General features: G+C 46.1%; 23 protein-coding genes. 15 read left to right on the top strand and 8 right to left on the bottom strand.

Going from position 1 to position 22,779, the window contains the following annotated elements:
• Position 1: 1 nt before the first annotated feature.
• From G4O42_RS07180 to sipT, 7 genes are all read left to right on the top strand, one after another.
• The gene (locus G4O42_RS07180) at positions 2-1,138 is read left to right on the top strand and encodes an efflux RND transporter periplasmic adaptor subunit (protein WP_032874752.1); all 1,137 of its coding nucleotides are present in this window, start codon (positions 2-4) and stop codon (positions 1,136-1,138) included.
• Positions 1,139-1,831 carry an ABC transporter ATP-binding protein gene (locus G4O42_RS07185; protein WP_007611126.1) on the top strand — a complete coding sequence of 231 codons (693 nt, stop codon included), beginning with the start codon at positions 1,139-1,141 and terminating at the stop codon, positions 1,829-1,831.
• Entirely contained in the window at positions 1,828-3,021 is a 1,194-nt protein-coding gene (locus tag G4O42_RS07190; protein ID WP_032874755.1) for an ABC transporter permease, read from the top strand. The genes G4O42_RS07185 and G4O42_RS07190 overlap by 4 nt, the downstream gene beginning before the upstream one ends.
• Before the next feature lie 282 nt (positions 3,022-3,303).
• The gene (locus G4O42_RS07195; RefSeq protein ID WP_007611128.1) at positions 3,304-4,059 is read left to right on the top strand and encodes a DeoR/GlpR family DNA-binding transcription regulator; all 756 of its coding nucleotides are present in this window, start codon (positions 3,304-3,306) and stop codon (positions 4,057-4,059) included.
• Entirely contained in the window at positions 4,056-4,967 is a 912-nt protein-coding gene (pfkB, locus tag G4O42_RS07200) for a 1-phosphofructokinase (RefSeq protein ID WP_032874756.1), read from the top strand. The genes G4O42_RS07195 and pfkB overlap by 4 nt, the downstream gene beginning before the upstream one ends.
• A 14-nt stretch (positions 4,968-4,981) precedes the next feature.
• On the top strand, positions 4,982-6,886 hold the full coding sequence (locus G4O42_RS07205) for a PTS fructose transporter subunit IIABC (protein WP_032874758.1): 1,905 nt from the start codon (positions 4,982-4,984) through the stop codon (positions 6,884-6,886).
• Between the two features lie 131 nt (positions 6,887-7,017).
• Positions 7,018-7,599 carry a signal peptidase I sipT gene (gene sipT, locus G4O42_RS07210; RefSeq protein WP_003154568.1) on the top strand — a complete coding sequence of 194 codons (582 nt, stop codon included), beginning with the start codon at positions 7,018-7,020 and terminating at the stop codon, positions 7,597-7,599.
• Between the two features lie 37 nt (positions 7,600-7,636).
• Here sipT and G4O42_RS07215 read toward each other — a convergent pair whose 3' ends face one another.
• A complete protein-coding gene (locus G4O42_RS07215) occupies positions 7,637-7,906 on the bottom strand; it encodes a hypothetical protein (RefSeq protein WP_020955755.1) in 270 nt (89 codons plus the stop codon).
• Positions 7,907-8,067: 161 nt separating this feature from the next.
• Between G4O42_RS07215 and G4O42_RS07220 the strand changes: the two genes are divergently transcribed.
• Positions 8,068-9,687: an ABC-F family ATP-binding cassette domain-containing protein gene (locus tag G4O42_RS07220; RefSeq protein ID WP_007611134.1), complete on the top strand. Its 1,620-nt coding sequence runs from the start codon at positions 8,068-8,070 to the stop codon at positions 9,685-9,687.
• A gap of 112 nt (positions 9,688-9,799) precedes the next feature.
• Positions 9,800-10,708 carry a ketopantoate reductase family protein gene (locus G4O42_RS07225; protein ID WP_032874760.1) on the top strand — a complete coding sequence of 303 codons (909 nt, stop codon included), beginning with the start codon at positions 9,800-9,802 and terminating at the stop codon, positions 10,706-10,708.
• Between the two features lie 29 nt (positions 10,709-10,737).
• Here G4O42_RS07225 and G4O42_RS07230 read toward each other — a convergent pair whose 3' ends face one another.
• The 3 genes from G4O42_RS07230 to mreBH all read right to left on the bottom strand — a co-directional run bounded on the left by G4O42_RS07230 (position 10,738) and on the right by mreBH (position 13,284).
• Positions 10,738-11,970 carry an aminopeptidase gene (locus tag G4O42_RS07230; protein ID WP_007409644.1) on the bottom strand — a complete coding sequence of 411 codons (1,233 nt, stop codon included), beginning with the start codon at positions 11,968-11,970 and terminating at the stop codon, positions 10,738-10,740.
• A 100-nt stretch (positions 11,971-12,070) separates the two neighbouring features.
• Positions 12,071-12,205 (bottom strand): protein YkpC, encoded by a 135-nt coding sequence (locus G4O42_RS07235; RefSeq protein WP_003154559.1) that lies wholly within the window; start codon positions 12,203-12,205, stop codon positions 12,071-12,073.
• A 71-nt stretch (positions 12,206-12,276) separates the two neighbouring features.
• Entirely contained in the window at positions 12,277-13,284 is a 1,008-nt protein-coding gene (gene mreBH / locus G4O42_RS07240) for a cell shape-determining protein MreBH (RefSeq protein ID WP_032875216.1), read from the bottom strand.
• Between the two features lie 271 nt (positions 13,285-13,555).
• Between mreBH and G4O42_RS07245 the strand changes: the two genes are divergently transcribed.
• The 5 genes from G4O42_RS07245 to ade all read left to right on the top strand — a co-directional run bounded on the left by G4O42_RS07245 (position 13,556) and on the right by ade (position 18,734).
• Entirely contained in the window at positions 13,556-13,840 is a 285-nt protein-coding gene (locus tag G4O42_RS07245) for a transcriptional regulator AbhA (protein WP_003154557.1), read from the top strand.
• Positions 13,841-14,012: 172 nt separating this feature from the next.
• Entirely contained in the window at positions 14,013-15,317 is a 1,305-nt protein-coding gene (locus tag G4O42_RS07250) for an ATP-binding protein (protein ID WP_032874761.1), read from the top strand.
• A 1-nt stretch (position 15,318) separates the two neighbouring features.
• Entirely contained in the window at positions 15,319-16,146 is an 828-nt protein-coding gene (locus G4O42_RS07255) for a gamma-glutamylcyclotransferase family protein (RefSeq protein ID WP_015239773.1), read from the top strand.
• A gap of 40 nt (positions 16,147-16,186) precedes the next feature.
• Positions 16,187-16,852 carry a Ktr system potassium transporter KtrC gene (gene ktrC / locus G4O42_RS07260; protein ID WP_003154554.1) on the top strand — a complete coding sequence of 222 codons (666 nt, stop codon included), beginning with the start codon at positions 16,187-16,189 and terminating at the stop codon, positions 16,850-16,852.
• Positions 16,853-17,000: 148 nt separating this feature from the next.
• On the top strand, positions 17,001-18,734 hold the full coding sequence (gene ade / locus G4O42_RS07265; RefSeq protein ID WP_032874763.1) for an adenine deaminase: 1,734 nt from the start codon (positions 17,001-17,003) through the stop codon (positions 18,732-18,734).
• A gap of 32 nt (positions 18,735-18,766) precedes the next feature.
• Here ade and rnjA read toward each other — a convergent pair whose 3' ends face one another.
• Both rnjA and G4O42_RS07275 read right to left on the bottom strand, forming a co-directional pair.
• A complete protein-coding gene (gene rnjA / locus G4O42_RS07270; RefSeq protein WP_007611151.1) occupies positions 18,767-20,434 on the bottom strand; it encodes a ribonuclease J1 in 1,668 nt (555 codons plus the stop codon).
• Positions 20,435-20,439: 5 nt separating this feature from the next.
• Positions 20,440-20,649: a DNA-dependent RNA polymerase subunit epsilon gene (locus tag G4O42_RS07275; RefSeq protein ID WP_003154548.1), complete on the bottom strand. Its 210-nt coding sequence runs from the start codon at positions 20,647-20,649 to the stop codon at positions 20,440-20,442.
• 354 nt (positions 20,650-21,003) lie between these two features.
• On the opposite strand from G4O42_RS07275, the gene G4O42_RS07280 reads away from it, so the two are divergent.
• Positions 21,004-21,777: a Cof-type HAD-IIB family hydrolase gene (locus G4O42_RS07280; protein ID WP_032874765.1), complete on the top strand. Its 774-nt coding sequence runs from the start codon at positions 21,004-21,006 to the stop codon at positions 21,775-21,777.
• 34 nt (positions 21,778-21,811) lie between these two features.
• Here G4O42_RS07280 and def read toward each other — a convergent pair whose 3' ends face one another.
• Together def and G4O42_RS07290 are read right to left on the bottom strand one after the other, a co-directional pair.
• Entirely contained in the window at positions 21,812-22,366 is a 555-nt protein-coding gene (def, locus tag G4O42_RS07285; protein ID WP_003154544.1) for a peptide deformylase, read from the bottom strand.
• Positions 22,367-22,478: 112 nt separating this feature from the next.
• Entirely contained in the window at positions 22,479-22,658 is a 180-nt protein-coding gene (locus G4O42_RS07290; RefSeq protein WP_007409651.1) for a YjcZ family sporulation protein, read from the bottom strand.
• Positions 22,659-22,779: the final 121 nt, after the last annotated feature.

The raw sequence follows: 22,779 nt of genomic DNA on the forward strand, positions 1-22,779 counted from the left end.
CATGAAAAAAATTTGGATCGGAATCGGCATCGCCGTAATTGTTGCAGTATTCGTCGGTATCAATATTTATAAGTCTGCCGCTCCCGCGGGCGGCAGCGCCGGGAAAAAAATCGAAACCGGAACCATGGAAAACAGAGAAATCTCCTCTACGGTTATGGTTCCGGGAACACTTAAATTCTCTAAAGAACAGTATGTTTTTTATGAAGCGGATAAAGGAACTCTTGATAAAGTGAAAGTAAAAGAAGGCGACAAAGTAAAAAAAGGGTCGTCGTTAGTCACGTATACAAATGAGCAGCTCAATCTTGATAAAGAACAAAATGAGTTGACAGAACAATCAAAACGTATGCAAATCGAACAAGTTGAAGAAAAACTCAGAGCATTAAACAGCAAGGAACAAGATCTGGCAAAACAAGTGGGAGAAGCGGAAGCCAAAAAACAAATTGAATCCGAACGGACTGATCTGCAGCTTCAGCAAAAAACGGCTGAAATCGAATTAAAGCAATCTGATTTGCAAAAGCAGTCTCTTGAAAATCAAGTGGCGAATCTCAATGTTAAGAGTGAGATGGACGGGACGGTTATCTCGGTAAATCAAGAAGCGGCTTCTAAAAAATCGGATATTCAAGAACCGGTTATACATATAGGAGACCCGGAACACCTGATCGTTGCCGGCAATTTGTCCGAATACGACACGCTGAAAGTGAAAAAGGGACAAAGCGTTACAATTACCTCAGACGCTATTCCAGGTAAAACGTGGAAAGGGAGAGTGGCGGCTGTCGGCCTCGTTCCTGATCAAAAGTCAAGCGCTGCTTCCGGGGAAAGTACGGAACAGGCCGTGCAGTATCCGTTCCAGGTTAAGCTGATCGGAAACCTTCCGGAGGGCAAGCCGGGGTTTAAATTAATTATGAACATTGAAACCGACAAACGGAAAGCCGATACACTGCCGTCCTCCGCAGTCAAAAAAGACGGAGATGAGCACTGGGTCTTTACTGTAAAAGACGGGAAGGCCAAACGCGTGAAAGTTAAAGTCGGCGATACCGCAAATCAGCTTACGGAGATAAAAGAGGGGCTTTCAAAGGATGATAAAGTCATTCTGAATCCGGCTGACGATTTGACTGACGGAACGGATGTGAAAGCATAGATGATTCAGCTTTCAAAGGTGAAAAAAAGCTATCAGATCGGCAAGGAGACGTTTGATGTTCTTCGTTCAATCGACTTGACGATTGAAGAAGGAGAATATGTGTCAATTATGGGACCGTCGGGATCGGGGAAATCTACGATCATGAATATCATCGGCTGTCTGGACAGACCGACGTCCGGCAGTTACAGGCTTGCGGGCGAAGATGTTTCTTCATGCACTGAAAAAGAGCTTGCGGCGGTCCGGAACAAATCAATCGGATTTGTCTTTCAGCAGTTTCAGCTGCTGCCGCGATTGAATGCAAGAAAAAATGTCGAACTCCCCATGATCTACGCCGGTATCGGCAAAAAAGAGCGTGAGGAACGGGCTGAGTATGCACTGGAAAAAGTCGGTTTGGCGGATCGGATGCGTCACATGCCGAATGAGCTGTCAGGCGGCCAGAAGCAGCGTGTCGCGATTGCAAGAGCCATCGTGAACGAACCGAAGCTCATTTTAGCTGATGAACCGACCGGCGCACTGGATACGAAAACAAGCATTTCCATTATGGAGCAGTTCACAGAGCTTAATGCAGAGGGCGTGACCGTGGTGCTTGTGACTCATGAGCCTGAAGTGGCGGACTGTACAAACAGAGTGATTTTCGTCCGTGACGGCATGATCGTTTCCCGCGATGCTGAGCAGAGGAGAGTGGGGGAATGAGCCTGTCAGAAAATCTCCGGATGGCCCTCAGTTCCGTAAGAGCTCACAAGCTGAGATCGATTCTGACAATGCTCGGAATCATTATCGGCGTCGGTTCAGTAATCGTTGTTGTGGCTGTCGGCCAGGGCGGAGAGCAAATGCTGAAGCAATCCATCAGCGGGCCGGGCAATACGATTGAATTGTTTTACATGCCCAGTGATGAAGAATTAACAGCCAATCCGAACGCCTTACAGGAAGCGAGTTTTACAGAAGAAGATATTAATGGATTAAAAGGAGTGGACGGCGTAAAGCAGGTTGTCGCTTCCGCTGTAAAATCCATGACGGCCCGTTACCATGAAGAAGACACGGATATTACGCTGAACGGCATTAACAGCGGCTACATGGACGTAAAAAAGCTGGACGTTCAAGATGGACGGACATTTACGGACAATGATTTTCTTTCCGGGAAAAGAGCGGGAATCATCTCGAAAAAAATGGCTGAAAAGCTGTTCGGGAAAACGTCTCCGCTCGGAAAAATCGTCTGGGCCGGCGGACAGCCCGTTGAAGTAATCGGCGTACTGAAAGAAGAGAGCGGTTTTTTATCGTTAGGACTCAGTGAAATGTATGTGCCGTTCAACATGCTGAAAACGTCTTTCGGTACTAACGACTACAGCAACGTTTCCGTTCAGACGGAGTCCGCTGATCAAATCAAATCAACAGGAAAAGAAGCGGCTCGTCTCTTAAATGACAATCACGGTACAAAAGAGGCCTATCAAGTTATGAATATGGAAGAAATCGCGGCGGGAATCGGTCAGGTCACGACCGTCATGACGACGATCATCGGTTCGATCGCCGGTATTTCTCTCATTGTCGGCGGGATCGGGGTCATGAATATTATGCTCGTATCAGTGACGGAACGGACAAGAGAAATCGGCATCCGCAAATCGCTCGGTGCCACGAGAGGACAGATTCTGACACAATTCTTAATTGAATCTGTTGTGCTTACATTAATCGGCGGCTTAATCGGAATCGGTCTCGGCTACGGGGGAGCATCACTCGTTTCCCTTATCGCAGGCTGGCCGTCGCTCGTTTCTTGGCAGGTGGTTTGTATCGGCGTACTGTTCAGTATGCTGATCGGTGTCATTTTCGGCATGCTGCCCGCCAACAAAGCATCACGCTTAGATCCGATTGAAGCGTTACGGTATGAATAACCCGTACCCCATGCAGTCTGCATGGGGTTTTTTTGTGTTTTAATGATTGAATGAATATAATAGACTTTTTTCATTTATGATAAAAAGAAAATGTCATACAATTGTCCCCCTTTTTGTCGAATTTACAGTTTACAAACCCTATGTACATACGTTAATATGAACAAATGTGAAAGATTTTGATAGTTATTGAATGAATTTGAGTGATTTTAGTTGCTAGAAGTAAAAAAAGCGTTTACAATTATCTTGCAGCCGAAATGAATACGTTTCCAAAGGAGGCGGAATATGCTCACTCCTGAAAGGTATCAGCTGATTATTGATCAGATTGAAAAGCGTGATGTGGTGAAGATTCAAGAGCTGATAAGCATGACAAATGCTTCTGAATCAACGATCAGAAGAGATTTATCAACACTCGAAGAGCGCGGATTTTTAAAGCGCGTTCACGGCGGGGCGTCTAAACTTTCCAACAGCAGGCAAGAACCCGATATGCTTGAAAAATCCTCCAAAAACCTTCAAGATAAACTGAAGATCGCAGAAGAAGCGGCATCTTTATTAGAAGAAGGTGACTGTATTTATCTTGATGCGGGAACAACTACATTGCATATGATTGATTTTATAGATCATACAAAGGACATTGTGGTTGTCACAAACGGAGTTATGCATATCGACGCTTTAATAAGGAAAGGGATTCCTTTTTATCTTCTCGGAGGATATGTGAAGCATAGAACAGGTGCGATGATCGGCGGCGCCTCATTAACGGCGGTCAGCCAGTACCGTTTTGACAAAAGCTTCCTCGGGGTGAACGGCGTGCACATTGAAGCCGGTTTTACAACACCCGATCCGGATGAGGCTCTTCTGAAGACAAAGGCTGTGAGACAGGCGAAAAACGCGTATGTTTTAGCCGATCCTTCTAAATTCGGCGAGATTTCTTTCGCAGCGTTCGCCGCCTTGGGCGATGCAGCTATCATTACCACTGAAGCTGAAGAACTTGCATTCGATAATTACCAAGAAAAAACTGTCGTAAAGGTAGTGAAACCATGATTTACACTGTAACCCTCAATCCGTCTGTTGACTATATCGTTCACGTTGAAGATTTTGCCGTAGGCGGTTTAAACCGTTCCAGCTATGACACGAAGTATCCCGGCGGAAAAGGCATCAACGTTTCAAGATTACTGAAAAGACACCATGTGCCGTCAAAAGCATTGGGGTTTGTCGGCGGATTTACCGGAAATTATATCACGTCATTTTTGCAGCAGGAAGGTCTGGAAACGGCTTTTTCTGAGGTAGATGAAGACACGCGTATAAATGTAAAACTGAAAACGGGCGATGAAACGGAAATTAACGGACAGGGCCCGACGATTTCAGACAAAGTGTTCAATACCTTTTTAGAACAGTTCTCCGCTCTGGAAGAGGGAGACATCGTCGTTTTAGCGGGAAGCATTCCTTCTTCCCTGCCGCATAACACGTATGAAAAAATTGCTGAGGCATGCAGAAAGCAGAATGCCCGGGTAGTCGTGGACATCTCCGGTGAAGCGCTGATGAAAGCGACAGAAATGAAACCGTTTTTGATGAAGCCGAATCATCATGAGCTTGGGGAAATGTTCAATACGGTCATTGATTCAGCCGAAGCTGCCGTTCCTTACGGTAAAAAATTGATTGAACAAGGCGCTGAACACGCGATTGTTTCGATGGCTGGCGACGGTGCGCTTTTATTTACGAAAGAGGCGGTTTTCCTCGCCAATGTTCCTAAAGGAAAGCTTGTCAATTCGGTAGGCGCGGGTGATTCCGTCGTCGCGGGATTCCTTGCGGGAATTTCAAAACAGCTGCCTTTGGAAGATGCGTTCCGTTTAGGAGTTGCTTCCGGAAGCGCGACGGCATTTTCTGAAGAACTCGGAACTGAAGAGTTTGTACAGCAGCTTCTTCCTGAAGTTAAAGTCACACGTCTATAGAGGAGGAAAGAAAAGTGAAGATAACTGAGCTGTTAACAAGAGATACAATTCATCTCAATATAGAAAGCAAAGAGAAAGAAAACGTTATCGATGAAATGGTGACAGTGCTTGACAAAGCCGGCAGATTAAATGACAGAGAGGCTTACAAAGCAGCCATTTTAAATCGTGAAAGCCAAAGCTCAACGGGAATCGGCGAAGGCATTGCCATTCCTCATGCGAAGACGGCGAGCGTCATTAACCCGGCCATCGCATTCGGACGTTCAAAAGATGGTGTGGATTATGAATCATTAGACGGTCAGCCGGCACACCTGGTCTTTATGATTGCGGCAACCGAAGGAGCAAACAATACGCACCTTGAAGCATTATCAAGACTTTCAACGCTTCTTATGCGTGAGGAAATCCGCAAACAGCTTCTTGAAGCTGAATCAGAAGATGCGATCATTGACATCATCAATCAGCATGACAAAGATGACGATGAGGAAGAAGAAGAGCAGGAAGAACAGGCAGCGCCGTCAGGAAAAGGCAAAATCCTTGCCGTTACGGCATGTCCGACAGGTATCGCCCATACGTTCATGGCAGCTGACGCACTGAAGGAAAAGGCGAAAGAGCTCGGCGTTGACATTAAAGTAGAGACAAACGGCTCAAGCGGAATCAAACATAAGCTGACGGCTCAAGAAATTGAAGACGCGCCTGCGATCATCGTGGCGGCTGATAAACAGGTTGAAATGGAGCGCTTTAAAGGCAAACATGTTCTTCAAGTGCCTGTGACGGCCGGTATCAGACGTCCTCAGGAACTGATTGAAAAAGCCGTTAACCAAGATGCGCCGATTTACGAGGGCAGCGGCGGAGGATCTTCCGCTTCAGATGAAGACGGCTCGAAACAGAAATCAGGCACAAGCATCGGAAGTACTTTCTATAAACACTTAATGAGCGGTGTCAGCAACATGCTGCCATTTGTCGTCGGCGGCGGAATTCTCGTTGCGATTTCATTCTTCTGGGGAATTCATTCAGCTGATCCGAAAGACCCAACATACAACACGTTTGCCGCAGCGCTGAACTTTATCGGCGGCGATAATGCGTTAAAGCTGATTGTTGCAGTTCTTGCCGGATTTATCGCAATGAGTATTGCGGACCGTCCGGGATTTGCGCCGGGTATGGTCGGCGGATTTATGGCTACGCAGGCGAATGCCGGATTCTTGGGCGGACTGATTGCCGGATTCTTAGCCGGTTATGTCGTAGTCCTGCTGAAAAAGCTGTTTGTCTTTATTCCTCAGACTCTTGACGGATTAAAACCTGTACTGATTTATCCGCTGCTCGGTATTTTTATCACCGGTGTCCTGATGCAGTTTGTCATAAACACACCTGTCGCAGCGTTTATGAATTTCTTAACAAATTGGCTTGAAAGCCTTGGAACTGGAAACCTTGTCTTAATGGGTATTATTTTAGGCGGTATGATGGCTATCGACATGGGCGGCCCGCTCAATAAAGCGGCGTTCACTTTCGGTATCGCGATGATCGGGGCCGGAAACTATGCGCCGCATGCGGCCATCATGGCGGGCGGAATGGCTCCGCCGCTTGGAATCGCACTGGCGACAACATTCTTTAAACATAAATTCTCTAAACGTGACCGTGAAGCCGGTATTACGTGCTACTTCATGGGAGCAGCTTTCGTTACAGAAGGCGCCATCCCGTTTGCAGCGGCTGATCCGCTTCGCGTCATCCCTGCAGCCGTTGTCGGTTCTGCGGTAGCGGGCGGGTTGACAGAGTTTTTCCGGGTAACGCTTCCTGCACCGCACGGAGGAATATTCGTTGCATTCATTACGAACCATCCGCTGCTTTACTTAATGAGCATCGTGATCGGAGCGGTTGTAACGGCGGTTATCTTGGGAATCGTCAAAAAACCGGTTGTAGAGAAATAAGCAAAAAGCGTCCTTTACGGGCGCTTTTTTCAATCATGTGCGCATAGAAGCGTTATGTATTTGGTGATGAGTTGTGATAAAGTAAAGATAGTACATGAAACCGTAACAGTGATCGTCTAGGAGGAACCACGTTGACTGAAGAACAAAAACCTACTTCTGAAAAATCGGTAAAAAGAAAATCCAACACGTATTGGGAATGGGGAAAGGCCATCATTATAGCGGTCGCTCTTGCGCTTTTAATCCGCCATTTCCTGTTTGAACCGTACTTAGTGGAAGGATCATCAATGTACCCGACATTACATGACGGTGAAAGGCTGTTTGTCAACAAAAGCGTCAATTATATCGGAGAAATCGAGCGGGGGGACATCGTCATTATTAACGGCGATACGTCGAAAGTCCATTATGTAAAGCGGCTCATCGGAAAACCGGGAGAAACGGTGGAAATGAAAAATGACACGCTTTATATAAACGGCAAAAAAATCGCAGAACCGTACCTCGCGAGCAATAAAAAAGAAGCGAAAAAACTGGGAGTCAACCTGACGGGAGATTTCGGCCCCGTAAAGGTTCCGAAAGGCAAATACTTCGTCATGGGCGACAATCGGCTGAACTCAATGGACAGCCGGAACGGACTCGGTTTAATTGCCGAAAACCGGATCGTCGGCACCTCGAAGTTTGTGTTCTTCCCGTTTCATGATATGCGTCAGACAAAATAAAAACGCCGCGCTGCCCGATTTGGACAGCAGGCGTTTTTTATTTGGCAAACGAGGCGGCGACGGCGATGAACAATACCGTGGCCAGCACTGATCCGACAATGGCCAGAACGCTGAAAAAAAGATTCACCTGCTGCTTCTCTTTGCCGCGTTTTTCAAGCATCCGTTTTGAAAAGAGATGCGAAAACGTATAAATGAGGGCGATACCGACGTACAAGCCGATGTCACGGGCCGTAAAGCCTGTGACGGCCAGAAAAACCCCGGTGAAGAAAATCATAAGACAGTATTCTGTGAGTGTTAAAAGCTTCAACTTGTTCCTCCGTGATGAATATGTATATATATCTATTGTATCACAGCGCTCCGGGTTTGACGCCTGCATCTTTCAAACCCGTATATTCGCAGGGAAACATTTCTCTTCCCCTTTATTCATGGTATACTTTTAATGATGATAGACACGATGGAGGATTCTAAATGATTGCTGTAAATAATGTGAGCTTGCGTTTTGCGGATCGCAAGTTATTTGAAGATGTCAATATTAAATTTACGCCGGGCAACTGCTACGGATTAATAGGCGCAAACGGTGCCGGAAAATCAACATTTTTGAAAATTTTATCCGGTGAGCTGGAGCCGCAGACCGGCGATGTCCATATGAGCCCGGGGGAACGTCTTGCCATTCTGAAGCAGAACCACTTTGAATATGAAGAGTTCGAAGTGCTGAAAGTCGTCATTATGGGACATAAACGTTTATACGAAGTCATGCAGGAAAAAGACGCGATTTATATGAAGCCTGATTTTTCAGATGAAGACGGCATCCGCGCCGCTGAGCTTGAAGGAGAGTTTGCGGAATTAAACGGATGGGAAGCTGAAAGTGAAGCCGCTATTTTGTTAAAGGGTCTGGGCATCTCTGAAGACCTGCATACGAAGAAAATGGCGGACTTAGGCGGTTCAGAAAAGGTGAAAGTGCTTTTGGCACAGGCGCTGTTCGGCAAGCCGGACGTTCTGCTGCTTGATGAACCGACCAACCACTTGGATCTGAAAGCGATTCAGTGGCTGGAAGAGTTTTTAATCAACTTTGAGAACACAGTCATCGTCGTATCCCATGACCGTCACTTTTTAAATAAAGTGTGCACGCACATCGCCGATCTTGATTTTAATAAAATTCAAGTGTACGTCGGCAACTATGATTTCTGGTATGAATCCAGCCAGCTTGCTTTAAAGCTTTCTCAGGAAGCCAACAAGAAAAAAGAAGAGCAGATTAAACAGCTTCAGGAGTTCGTGGCCAGATTCAGCGCCAACGCCTCTAAATCAAAGCAGGCGACATCAAGAAAGAAACTCCTTGATAAAATCACGCTTGATGATATCAAACCGTCATCACGCCGTTATCCTTATGTCAATTTCACGCCGGAACGTGAGATCGGAAATGACGTGCTGCGGGTTGAAGGCTTAACAAAAACGATTGACGGGGTTAAGGTGCTTGATAACGTCAGCTTTATTATGAACAGAGAAGATAAAATCGCATTTACGGGCCGCAACGAACTTGCCGTTACGACATTGTTTAAAATCATTTCCGGGGAAATGGAAGCAGACAGCGGCACATTTAAATGGGGCGTGACCACTTCTCAGGCGTACTTCCCTAAAGACAACAGCGAATACTTTGACGGCAGCGATGCGAACCTTGTTGACTGGCTCCGCCAATACTCGCCGCATGACCAAAGTGAAAGCTTTCTTCGCGGTTTCTTAGGGCGCATGCTGTTCTCAGGAGAAGAAGTCAACAAAAAATCAAACGTCCTTTCCGGAGGAGAAAAAGTGCGCTGCATGCTTTCAAAAGCGATGCTTTCCGGCGCGAATATCTTAATTCTGGATGAACCGACCAACCACTTAGATTTGGAATCCATTACGGCGCTTAACAACGGCTTAATCAGCTTTAAAGGCGCTATGCTGTTTTCATCTCATGACCATCAGTTTGTACAGACAATTGCCAACCGCATTATTGAATTAACGCCTAAAGGCATTGTTGACAAACAAATGTCTTATGACGAATTTCTTGAAAACGCGGATGTGCAGAAAAAGCTTGAAGAGCTATACGCGTAATAAAGAAGCAGGGGAGACTCTGCTTTTTTATTTATGAAAAAAGTTTTCAATCTTCTGACTTCCCGTTACAATAAATGAATACATAACTTGAAAAGAGACGGAGGAATGCATCATGAAGTTTTTAATTGTCGGAGCTGGAGGAGTGGGCGGATATATCGGCGCGCGTCTTGCAGAAAAGGGAAATGACGTTACGTTTCTCGTCCGCAAGAAACGGGCGGAACAATTACAAGAAACGGGTTTGACCGTCAAAAGTGCAAAAGGTGATGTTTCAATCAAGCCGAAATTAATGATGGCGGGCGAAGAAGGAGCATTTGACGCGGTTATCATCGCTTCAAAAGCGTATTCTTTGCAGGACGTCATTCGGGATGTCAAACCGTTTGTCAAACCTTCGTCGGTCATTATTCCTTTTTTAAACGGATACAGGCACTATAACCAGCTGTTTGAAGCTTTTTCAAAACGGCAGGTGCTGGGCGGCCTCTGCTTTATTGAGAGCGCCCTTAACGACAAAGGGGACATTCTTCATACGAGCGCTGCCCACCGCTTTGTTTTCGGTGAATGGAACGGGGAACGCACGGAACGTATGAATGAGCTGGAAAACGCATTTGCAGGTGTGAAAGCAGATGTCATCATCAGCCGGGATATTGAAAAGGACATTTGGAAAAAATATATGTTTATTGCCGCGCAGGCGGGAGTGACCACTCTGTTTCAACAGCCGGTCGGACCGATTTTAGAAACAGAAGGCGGCCGCAAAACGGCAAAGCGCCTCTTTGCTGAAATCGGAGCCATTTTCAAGGCTGCCGGCATCCCGAAAGATCCTGGTCTGGAAGAAGAAAGTTATCGCACATTGACAAGCATGTCTTACCATATGAAATCGTCGATGCTGAGAGATATGGAAAAGGGCAGGGTGACGGAAGGTGATCATTTACACGGATTTTTGCTTGAGAAAGCGAAAGGCTTGTCAGTTGATACACCTGTTTTGGAAACCGTCTGCGCCAACTTGCAAATGTATGAAGCGAAATAAAAAGGAGGCCTGATCGCCTCCTGTTTTTATTAAAATGCCCAGTTTCCGTTTCTGAAGATCGGTTCTCTTTTGCCGTCCGCTGTAATGCCGTCGATATTCATATCTTTGGAACCGACCATAAAATCTACGTGTGTAATGCTTTCATTTAAGCCCTCTTTGACAAGCTCTTCCCGTGTCATTTGTTTGCCGCCCTCAATATTAAAGGCATACGCACTGCCGATCGCCAAGTGGTTAGAGGCGTTTTCATCGTACAGTGTGTTGTAAAATAAAATATTTGATTGTGAAATCGGTGAATCGTACGGCACTAAGGCCACTTCTCCGAGATAGTGTGAGCCTTCATCGGTTTCGACGATGCCTTTTAAAATCTCCTCGCCTTTTTCAGCTTTCACATCGACAATGCGGCCGTTTTCAAAGGTAAGAGTGAAGTTATCAATAATGTTGCCGCCGTAGCTCAGCGGTTTCGTGCTGGAAACCGTGCCGTTCACCCCGTCACGCTGCGGAAGGGTGAAAACCTCTTCTGTCGGCATGTTGGCCATGAATTCGTGCCCGCTTTCATTCACGCTTCCCGCGCCTGCCCATACATGTTTTTTCGGCAGTTCAATGGTTAAGTCTGTTCCTTCAGCCTGATAATGCAGGGCGCTGTAATGTTTTTTGTTTAAGTGTTCCACTTTTTCATGAAGGTTTTGATCATGTTTTTTCCATGCTTCCACAGGGTTTTCTTCATTTACGCGGGTCGTTTTGAAAATTTCTTCCCATAAAAGCTGAACGGCTGTTTCTTCCGGCTGATCCGGGAACACTTTTTTCGCCCAGCCTGTTGAAGCGGCTCCGATCACCGTCCAGCTGACCTTATCTGATTGAATATATTGTCTGTATGTATGCAATGCTTTTCCGGCGGCTTTTTGGAACGCTGCAATCCGTTTGCCGTCAGTGCCTTTTAACAGGTCGGGGTCGGATGAGACGACAGAAATAAACGCAGCCCCTTTTTTCGCGAGCTCTTCTTTGCCTTTTGCTTCCCATTCAGGATACTCTTCAAACGCTTCAAAAGGTGCCATCTCGTATTTTAATCTGGACAGTTCATCGTCCTGCCAATTTACGGTGACGTTTTTTGCGCCTTTTTCATAAGAATGTTTGGCAAGCAGTCTGACAAGTTCCCGGACATCAGTTGAGGCATTGATTACGACATGCTGTCCTTTTTGGACATTGACGCCGACTTCTACCGCCAGCTGAGCATATGTATGTAACTTTTCAGTAAACGAACTCATCGTTCATTCCTCCTCATCGGTTTTTCTCATCATATCAAATATCGCCTCATAAAGGAAAGAAAGGAGCACAAACGAAAAAGACACAGCTTTTGCTGCGTCTTTACGGGTGATTCAGTTTTACGGCACCGCCGGCCGGAGAATGGGGCATATTGGCCAGTGAAATGCTCATACCCCCCAAAATAATTCCGCTTAAAATGACGGCTACTGCTACGCGTCTTCCCACATCTCTAAGCATATGCTTCCTCCTTAATGTTTCTCCAGTTCTCACAATATGAGCCGGCTGGAGAAAAAAGAAGCACAATCTTATTATTTAATTGCTTTTTGCAGCTTGTCGATGACGTCTAATGAACGTCCCGTGCCGATAGCCACTGATTCAAGCGGATTTGCCGCCAAATGAACGGGAACGACGATTTCATCTGTCAGCCATTCTTTCATCCCGTTTAAAAGGGAGCCTCCGCCGGTTAACACGACGCCGCGGTCAACGATATCACCGCTGAGCTCCGGCGGACAATCTTCAAGTGTCGCTCTGATCGCTTCAAGAATATGCAGGAGCGATTCACGCATCGCCTGCTGAATTTCATTAGACTGCAGTCTGATTGTCTTCGGCAGACCGGTTACAAGGTCACGCCCGCGGATTTCCATCGTTTCCGGCACATGTTCGATCAATGCAAATCCGATTTCCATTTTCACTTGTTCTGCCGTACGTTCCCCGATCAGCAAGTTGTATTTTTTTCTGACGAACGAGGCGATATCTTCATCAAGCTGGTCGCCGCCGATTCTGATCGAATGGCAGGATACGACGCCCCCGAATGAGATGATTGCGACTTCAGTCGTACCGCCGCCGATATCTACGACGACGTTTGCGACCGGCTCGTCAACAGGGAGGTCGGCCCCGATTGCAGCGGCTACGGGTTCTTCAATCAAGTGGACGTTTTTCGCTCCGCAGTTTTTGACAGCGTCACTGATGGCGCGGCGTTCAACGGCTGTTGAGCCTGAAGGCGTGCAGACGACGACATTCGGTTTGCGGAAGGTCATTCCGATTTTTTTTCCGGCTTTTTTCATAATGTGTTTTAATAAGTCAGTTGTCATATCATAATCAGCAATGACACCGTCTTTCATCGGCCGTACGGCGACGATTTTCCCCGGCGTCTTTCCGATCATGCTTTTGGCATCCGTTCCGATGGCAAGCACCGCTTTCGTTGTTGTATCTACAGCGACAACGGAAGGCTCGTTTAAAATAATTCCTTTATTTTTACTGTAAACAAGTATATTAGCGGTTCCTAAGTCGATTCCGATCTCAGTTGATTGAAACATGTTTTCACCCAATCCCTATCCTGATTTAATTGATTCTACATTTAAAGTTTCTGAGAAAAAACACGATTTTTGGGGGTTTCCGCCGGGAATGAAATGTTTTTGTAAAAAAGGAGGGAAAGTCTGTATCCCATATTTCAAAAGGATTTTCTTTTTGTAAAAAAACATTCAGTTCCGGATACTGAGAAACTTTTGCTCTGTTCCTTTCGTCTACGTTTATGAAGGATTTTCCTTGGACATAAAGAAGAGACATTAAAGGAAGTAGGGGATTTCTATGAAATCAATTGGTGTAGTAAGAAAAGTAGACGAACTCGGGCGTATTGTCATGCCGATTGAATTGAGAAGAGCATTGGATATCGCTATTAAAGATAGTATTGAATTTTTCGTTGACGGAGACAAAATTGTCTTGAAAAAATACAAGCCGCACGGCATTTGCTTAATGACGGGGGAAATTACTCCCGAAAATCAGGAGTACGGCAACGGCAAAATTATTTTAAGTCCTGAAGGAGCGAAAATGCTGCTTGAGGAAATCGAGGAAGCGTTAAAAGATAGATCATAATCAGCAAAAAGGGCGGAGCATCATTCCGTCCTTTTATTATGAACTTGTGCAAAAACTCACGGGAAAAGTAAGCGAACCTGCTCAATTAATTGGGAATAGTTATCATTTTTTAGTCAATAATGCAGTCAACAATGTTACAATATATGTAGAAATGCTAGCGGCAGGTGGGACTATGGGAAAATATCAAGCGCGTATCATTTCCTTAATCTTGGCAATGATTTTTATTATGTTTTGGGATTATTTATTTTATATGATTGAACGGAATCCGATTAACTGGCCCGTTGACATCACCTTTACCGCCGTCACATTAATCAGCGTCTGGCTGCTGGCTTATTATGTGGATAATAAAAAGCAGCTGCTGGCGGAGCTGAAGGACAGCGAGCAGAAAGCAAAGGCGCTTTCAGATGAGAAAAACCGGATCATGGACAATCTGCAGGAAATCGTTTTTCAGACGGATGCACAAGGGAATATTACATATTTGAATCAGGCCTGGACGGCGATTACGGGCCACTCCATCAGCGAATGTATGGGCACGATGTATAATGATTATTTTATAAAAGAAAAACATATCATTGATTATATTATCTCCCAAATCAAGCAGCAGTCCCCGTCAGGAATGTTTACGGCCAAATATATTAAAAGAGACGGCACGATCTTTTGGGGAGAAGTCCATTATAAGCTGTATTATGACCGCAGACAGAAATTTGTCGGAAGCCTGGGGACGATGTCTGATATCAGTGAACGGAAAAAAGCGGTCGACGAGCTTCTGGAAACGAACGAACGCCTTGCCATGCAATCTCAAAAGCTGGCCATTGCCGGGGAGCTTGCGGCAGGAATCGCCCATGAAGTAAGAAATCCTTTAACGTCAGTCAGCGGCTTTCTCCAGCTGATGAAAGCCCAGTATCCGGAAAGAACGGATTATTTTGATATTATTTTTTCGGAGATTAAAAGGATTGATCTCGTGCTGGGGGAGCTGCTTCTGCTCGCCAAGCCGCAGACCGTGACGTTTACCGCTCATCATCTCAACCATATTTTAAGGCAGGTGGCGACGCTTCTTGACACGAACGCGGTGCTGTCGAACACTGTGATTGAGAAGGATTTCAGGCAGACTGAGTCCTGTATGGTCAACGGTGACGAAAACCAGCTGAAACAGGTATTTATCAATATTATTAAAAATGCAATTGAAGCGATGCCTGACGGCGGGAATATTCATATTTATACAAAACGGGATGAAGAATACGCGGTGATCAGCATACAGGATGAAGGAAACGGCATGTCGAAAGAAAAGCTTGAAAACATCGGGAAACCGTTTTTCTCAACAAAAGATCAGGGAACGGGTCTCGGTCTTCCGATTTGTTTACGAATTCTGAAGGAGCATAATGGTAAACTTAACATTAAGAGCAAAAATGGAGAAGGCAGTACGTTTCAGGTGATTCTGCCGTTAGAAGCGGCTGCTGTCCAAAAGGAGGAAAAATAACTTGCTTCTTTTTGTATACGGTTTGTTACGGAAGCGTGAAGAAAATCATGAACTGCTGAAGGGCGCTCCGTGTGTGTGCGAGCAGGCTGCGATAAACGGCGTGCTGTACGAAACGGATAAAGGTCAGCCTGCGGCGTCTTTAGCAGAAACAGCTTTTGTGTACGGGGAATTGTATGAAACAGATCATCAGATGATCCGTAAGCTGGATGCGTATTATGCTGATTTTGATCGGAAAGAGGTTGCCGTGACGACGGATGCCGGGAATAAAACCGCCTTCGCATATGTCGTAAAGCCCGACCAGTGTGCCTCATTCAGCCGTATCAAAAGCGGAGACTGGAAAGAATACCGTTTTATGAAACGGGAGGATGACAGTCCGGTTTATTATTTCGCATACGGCTCCTGTATGGACAATGCCCGGTTTAAACAGGCGGGGGTCGATCACTTTTTTGCCGAGCCGGTCGGAGGGGCGGTTGTTGAAGGGTATTCGACGAGATTCACGTTAAGGCGTCCTGACGGTTCCAGAGCCGATCTTGTTGAAGATGGGGGACGAACTGAAGGCGTGCTGTACAAGCTTCCGTTTGAAGCGGCAACCTATCTGTACAAAAGAGAAGGTGTTGATAACCACACATACCGTCCCGCGTTCATAGAAGTGTGTGCCGGCGGCCGTGTATACAGAGGCGTCCTGACGTTTCTTGTGCTTGATAAAGCTGAGGAAATTGCGCCTCCGGGTCACTACCAGGAAGAAATCGAACGAGGAGCGGACCTGTATTTATCGCCCGCCTTTTCAGAAAAGCTTAAACGCTATATGAACTCATTGCCGAAAATGTGATACTATCCCTATTAGAGATATTGTTTAAAGGAGTACTGTTATGAGAAAAGAGTTTGCCGTTATCGGTCTCGGACGCTTCGGCGGAAGTATTTGCAAAGCATTAAGTGAAGAAGGCCTTGAGGTCATGGCGATGGATATTGATGAAGATAAAGTAAATGAATACGCCAAAATCGCATCACACGCGGTCATCGGCGATTCAACCGATGAATCAGTGCTGAAAAACTTAGGGCTGCGCAACTTTGACCACGTCATTGTGGCAATCGGCGAAAATATACAGGCGAGCATTTTAACGACGCTGATCTTAAAGGAACTCGGCGTGAACACGATCACGGTTAAAGCGCAGAACGATTATCATGAGAAAGTGCTTGCGAAAATCGGGGCCGACCACATCGTCCACCCTGAACGTGACATGGCAAAACGCATCGCCCACAACATCGTATCAAATAATGTGCTTGATTATTTGGAGCTGTCCGACGAACACAGCATTGTGGAGATCGTGGCCAACAGCAGGCTTGCGGGCAACACACTGCTTGATCTGGACATCCGGGCGAAGTACGGCATTAATATCGTGGCCATCAAGAGAGAAAAAGAAGTGATCGTATCTCCCCTGGCGACTGAAATGATCCAAAAAGAAGATATTCTCATCGTTATCGGCTCTCTTACGGACATTTCCCGATTTGAAAAAAGAGTGCTTCACACAAAGTGAAAAGCCGTCCGTAAAAGGACGGTCTTTTATTATGTCAGAATAGAAAGACATTTATCATGTAAGCGGTATTTTCTGCAATTTTTATTGACTATGATCAGGCGATCCGATAGCATATTGTACCATATAAAGAAAAAGAGGAGGCCTCATTTTGAACAAAGAAACACTGGCTGAACGGCTGAACGCATCAGCCGGCAGACAAAAAGCCGATACCGTCATTAAAAACGGAAAAATCATGGATGTATTTAACCAGGAATGGATTTCTGCAGATATCGCCATTACGGGCGGAGTGATCGTCGGCCTGGGCGAATATGAAGGGGAAGAAGTCATTGATGCAGAAGGTCAAATGATCGTTCCGGGCTTTATTGACGGACATGTTCATATCGAGTCCTCTATGGTTACTCCGATTGAATTTGCTAAAGCCGTCCTCCCACACGGAGTGACTACTGTCATTACTGATCCTCATGAAATTGCGAACGTTTCCGGAGCAAAAGGCATTTCATTTATGATAGAGCAGGCAAAAAAGGCGCCGCTGAACATCCGTTTCATGCTTCCTTCCTGTGTTCCCGCCGCTAGCTTTGAACGCTCAGGAGCCGTATTAAAAGCCGAGGATTTAAAGCCTTTTTATCAGGAGAAAGAGGTGCTCGGACTTGCGGAAGTAATGGATTATGTGTCTGTTGCGGAAGGTGAAGAGGATATGCTTCAGAAACTGCTTGATGCCAAGCGTCACGGAAAACGGATCGACGGGCATTTAGCCGGACTGTCTTCAGAGATCATCAATATATACAGAACCGCACTGGTGTCAAATGATCATGAAGTGACGACAAAAGAAGAAGCGCTGGACAGAATCAGACGGGGAATGTATGTCATGCTGCGCGAAGGATCGGTGGCGAAAAATACGCTCAATGTGCTGCCGGCGGTGAATGAAAAAAACGCGCGGCGCTTTTTCTTTTGCACGGATGATAAGCATGTAGATGATCTGCTTTCAGAAGGAAGTGTGAACCACCAAGTCAAAATGGCGATAAAGGCCGGACTTGATCCATTCCTTGCGTATCAGCTCGCCAGCTTAAATGCGGCTGAGTGCTACGGCCTTGAAACAAAAGGGGCGGTAGCGCCGGGTTTTGACGCAGATCTGCTGTTCATTTCAGATGTACGGGAGGCTGCCGTCACGAAGACCATGGTCGCCGGCCGGACCGTCGCCGAGAACGGACGCACGGTTTATGAACAGTCTGCCGGTTCCTATTCGCCGGACCAGGCGCTGTTGGATACAGTGCGGCTGAAAGCGCCGCTGACTGAATCGGATTTTCATATACCGATTCAAGAAGGCAAGAAAATGAATGTAATCAAAATGATACCGAATCATTTGGAGACGAGAAAAAAAGAAGTGCCTGCACCGTCTGCTGACGCGTTTCGTCCTGATACAGAAAATGATTTATTAAAAATCGCCGTCGCAGAGCGGCACAGCGGCGAAAAAATGTTAGGACTCGGGATTGTACAAGGGTTCGGGTTAAAAGAAGGCGCCATCGCCACAACCATTTCTCACGATTCCCATAATATCATCGCCGTCGGTACAAACGATGCCGATTTGGCAAAAGCAATCAACAGGCTCCGTGACACCGGAGGAGGATTAACAGCCGTGAAAAACGGAGAATTGCTTCATTCCGTTCCGCTTCCGATCGCCGGGCTTTTGTCTGATAAGTCGGCGGAATGGGTCAATGACAGCTTGGGCGTGCTTCATGAGAAGCTTCCTCTGCTCGGATTCACCGGTGATTTCAATCCGTTTCTCACATTATCGTTTTTAGCGCTTCCGGTGATTCCGGATATTAAAATGACAGCAGCCGGTCTGTTTGATGTCAAAGCCTTTCAGCATATTCCGCTGCAATAAAAAAACTGCACTCGTAATGAGTGCAGTTTTTTTTAGACCTCCATAATGATCGGAAGGATCATCGGGCGGCGTTTTGTTTTTTCGTATAGGAACGGAGCAAGCGTATCGGTAATTTCGTTTTTAATTTCGGACCACTGCGTTGTTTTCCGATCCATTACTTTCTCCAGATGGTTCGAAATGAGCTGCTGCGCGTCATTGATCAAATCACCGGATTCTCTCATGTATACAAAACCTCTTGAGATTAAATCAGGCCCCGCCGAAACCTTAAAGTCGTCCATATTGATGCTGACAACAACGATAACAAGGCCTTCTTCTGAAAGAATGCGGCGGTCGCGGAGCACGATATTGCCGATATCACCGATTCCGCTTCCGTCAATGTAAACGGAGCCGGACGGAATTTTGCCTGCCACAGCGGCTTCTTCGCCTTTGAGGGCCAGCACTTCGCCATTATCCATGATAAAGCAGTTTTCTTCAGGTATACCGCAATCAGTCGCGAGTTTGACGTGCATTTTCTGCATTCTGTACTCACCGTGAATCGGCATAAAGAACTTCGGTTTGATCAGGCGGAGCATTAATTTCTGCTCTTCCTGTCCGCCGTGTCCGGATGTATGAATGTCATTCAATGAACCGTGAATGACTTCTGCGCCCGCACGGTACAGCTGGTTGATGGTGCGGCTTACGCTGATTGTGTTTCCGGGAATCGGAGAGGAAGAAAAGACGACCGTATCTCCGGGATTAATGGAAATCTGCCGGTGCGTCCCGTTAGCGATGCGTGATAACGCCGCCATCGGTTCACCTTGGCTTCCCGTACATAAAATTGTTACTTTATTGGCAGGCAAACGATTGATTTCGTTATGCTCAATAAACGTATTTTTAGGACAGGTAATGTAGCCGAGATTTTGTCCGATTTCAATAGCCGATTCCATACTGCGTCCGAATACGGCAACTTTTCTGCCTTTTAAAACGGCTGCTTCAATCACCTGCTGAAGACGGTGTATATTCGAAGCGAATGTCGCAAATATAATTCTGCCGTCCACTTTTCGGAAAATATCGTGAATGCTTTCGCCTACGCGGCGTTCTGACATGGTGAAATCAGGAACCTCACTGTTTGTACTGTCAGAAAGCAGGCACAGAACGCCTTCTTTCCCGATTTCAGCCATCTTTGTCAAGTTTGCCGGTTCGCCTACCGGTGTGAAATCGAACTTAAAGTCCCCGGTATGTACGATATTGCCCGGTGGTGTTTTGACGACGATTCCGTATGAATCCGGAATGCTGTGTGTCGTTCTGAAGAAGGATACAGATGTCTTGCGGAACTTCACGATGTCGTCTTCACCGATGATGTTTAATTTGGTCTGTCTTAACAGCCCGTGCTCTTCAAGTTTATTCCGAAGTAAGCCGATCGCGAGTTTACCGCCGTAAACGGGAATATTTACTTGTCTGAGCAGGTACGGAATACCGCCGATATGGTCTTCGTGACCGTGGGTGATAAACAGACCTTTAATTTTATCTTCATTTTTTACTAAATACGTGTAATCGGGGATTACGTAATCAATGCCGAGAAGTTCATCTTCCGGGAACTTGATTCCCGCATCAATCAGTACAATTTCATCCTGAAACTGCACTCCGTACGTATTTTTTCCGATCTCGCCCAATCCGCCGAGGGCGAAAACGGCAGTCTGGTCATTTTTTACAAATTTCATTCCGCTCATAACTCCAATACTTTAAAATTTTCGCTCTGCTTCTCATATTCTAAAAAAGCACCGTCCACAGGCTGAACAAATTCAATGTTGTATTTCTGATCTTTCAGTTTCGTTCTGACGTCCCGTTCTGAAACGCCCTCAATGTAAAGTGAATCTGTTTTTTCCCGAACAGGTACTTCGTCAGCCTTCTCTTGATAAAATACCTTATAAATCATCCAAATCTCTCCTTAAATGCCGTATGTTAGACTCGCTTATTCTATTATATTCGAAAACGGATTATAAGGAAAGTCTCGAGCAAAAAAGGGACTTTCAAAAAACGAAAGATCCCTTCTACGCGATGACTTTTTTCCGGAGCATTCCGCCCCACTGTCTTCTGAGTTTCTTCCGTAATCGGCGCAGCATCGTATACCTCCTTTAAAGCCCTTTATAGAAGTAGTATGCGGAAAAAATGAATTTGTTTTCGTGGGTAAAACTGGAATTTCATCAAGGCGGTTTTCCGGAAGAAAAACTTTCTGTATGATGATATTGAAAAAGACACGACTGATAAACGGGAAAAAGGAGAAATTGACATGAATCCAAAACTGATCTTTTTTGATATTGACGGCACGATCTATGACCATGATAAACATATTCCCGATAGCGCAAGAAACGCCGTGAAGGCGCTTAAAGAGGCTGGCCATCACGTTTTTATCGCCAGCGGAAGGTCCCCGTTTATGGTAAAACCGATTCTGGAAGAGCTTGAGATTGAATCATTTATTTCATACAACGGCCAGTATGTCGTATTTGAAGGTGAGGTCATTTATAAAAATCCGCTTCCTGAAGATGCGGTTGCGCGTTTATTAAAGCAGGCGGCAGAAGGGGAGCACCCCGTCGTATTTATGGCGGAAGACACGATGAAAACGACCGTCCCCGGACATCCGCACGTCTCGGAAGGAATCGGCAGTCTGAAAGCGCCTTATCCCGAAGTTGATGAAACTTTTTATAAAGGAAAAGAAATTTATCAGCTGCTTTTATTCTGCCGCGGACACGAAGAAAAAGCATATGCCGCTTTTCCGGAGTTTGATTACGTCCGCTGGCACGAATTGTCAACGGATGTGCTTCCGAAAGGCGGTTCAAAAGCGGAAGGCATTAAAAGAGTGCTTGAGCGGCTTCCGTACGGCGTAAGTGACACTTATGCATTCGGCGACGGATTAAATGACCTTGAGATGATCCGTTTTGTCGGCACCGGGGTGGCGATGGGAAATGCGGTTCCGGAATTAAAAGGTGCCGCCGATTTCGTCACAAAGCCGGTGGATGAAGAGGGAATCAGCTGGGCCGTCAAAGAACTGGACCTTTTGAAATAAAGAAAACCGGCACTTTGGGAAGTGCCGGTTATTTTTAACGGTCAATGGCAATGGCGTTTTCAGGTTCTTTGAACGGATTTTCTTTATCGATATGGTCGTAAAACATCACGCCGTTCAGATGATCGATTTCGTGCTGAAACACGATGGCCGGAAAACCTTTGAGGCGGATGTCAATCTGTTCTCCTTCAAGCGTCACCGCCTTTACGCGGATGCGGGCGTAGCGCGGCACATAGCCGGGAATGGGTTCGTCTACCGACAGGCAGCCTTCTCCGCTCGTCAAGTAGCTTTTTTCCACTGAGTGGCTGACGATCTTAGGGTTAAAAAGAGCATAGCTGTATAAAGTGCCTTTCGCATCTTCTGCATGAACGGCGATCATCCGTTTTTTTACGTCTGTTTGGGGAGCGGCAAGACCGACGCCCGGACGAAGCTTGTATTTCTCGGCTAATTCAGGATTTTGGCTGTTTTTCACAAACTCAATCATATCAGCAAGATGCTGTTTTTCTTCGTCAGAAGCGGGAAGCTGAACTTCTTCAGCGATCTCTCTGAGCGCGGGATGTCCGTCGCGTACAATATTTTCCATAGTAATCAAGAAACTTCACTCCTAAAGCTTAATATGTAAATTATAGCGAATTTCTTTATCGCGGCGCAACGAAACAATTGGCCGGCCATAGCAGGCCGGCCGATGTTCATGTTGTATAGGGTCAGCAGCCGCAGCCTAAATAAGCGGCACCGACGATGATTAATAAGATAAACAATACGACGATTAATGCGAATGTGCGGCCGTAACCGCCGCCGCAGCCGTAACCGTAACCGCCGCCATAACCATATCCGCCGCCGCAGCAACCGCCGCCAAATCCGCCGCCAAATCCATATCCGTACATAAAAAAACCTCCTCTTTTAATTACGCTGACCCTCTGTCAGCAGGGCCGGCGTCTACTATAAACTATGTAAAAGCCAAAAAGATGTATGGTCATCCGCCCTGTTTTCTCAATTTTTTATGCA

The organism is Bacillus sp. LUNF1, from assembly GCF_011008975.1.
Lineage (GTDB): Bacteria > Bacillota > Bacilli > Bacillales > Bacillaceae > Bacillus > Bacillus velezensis.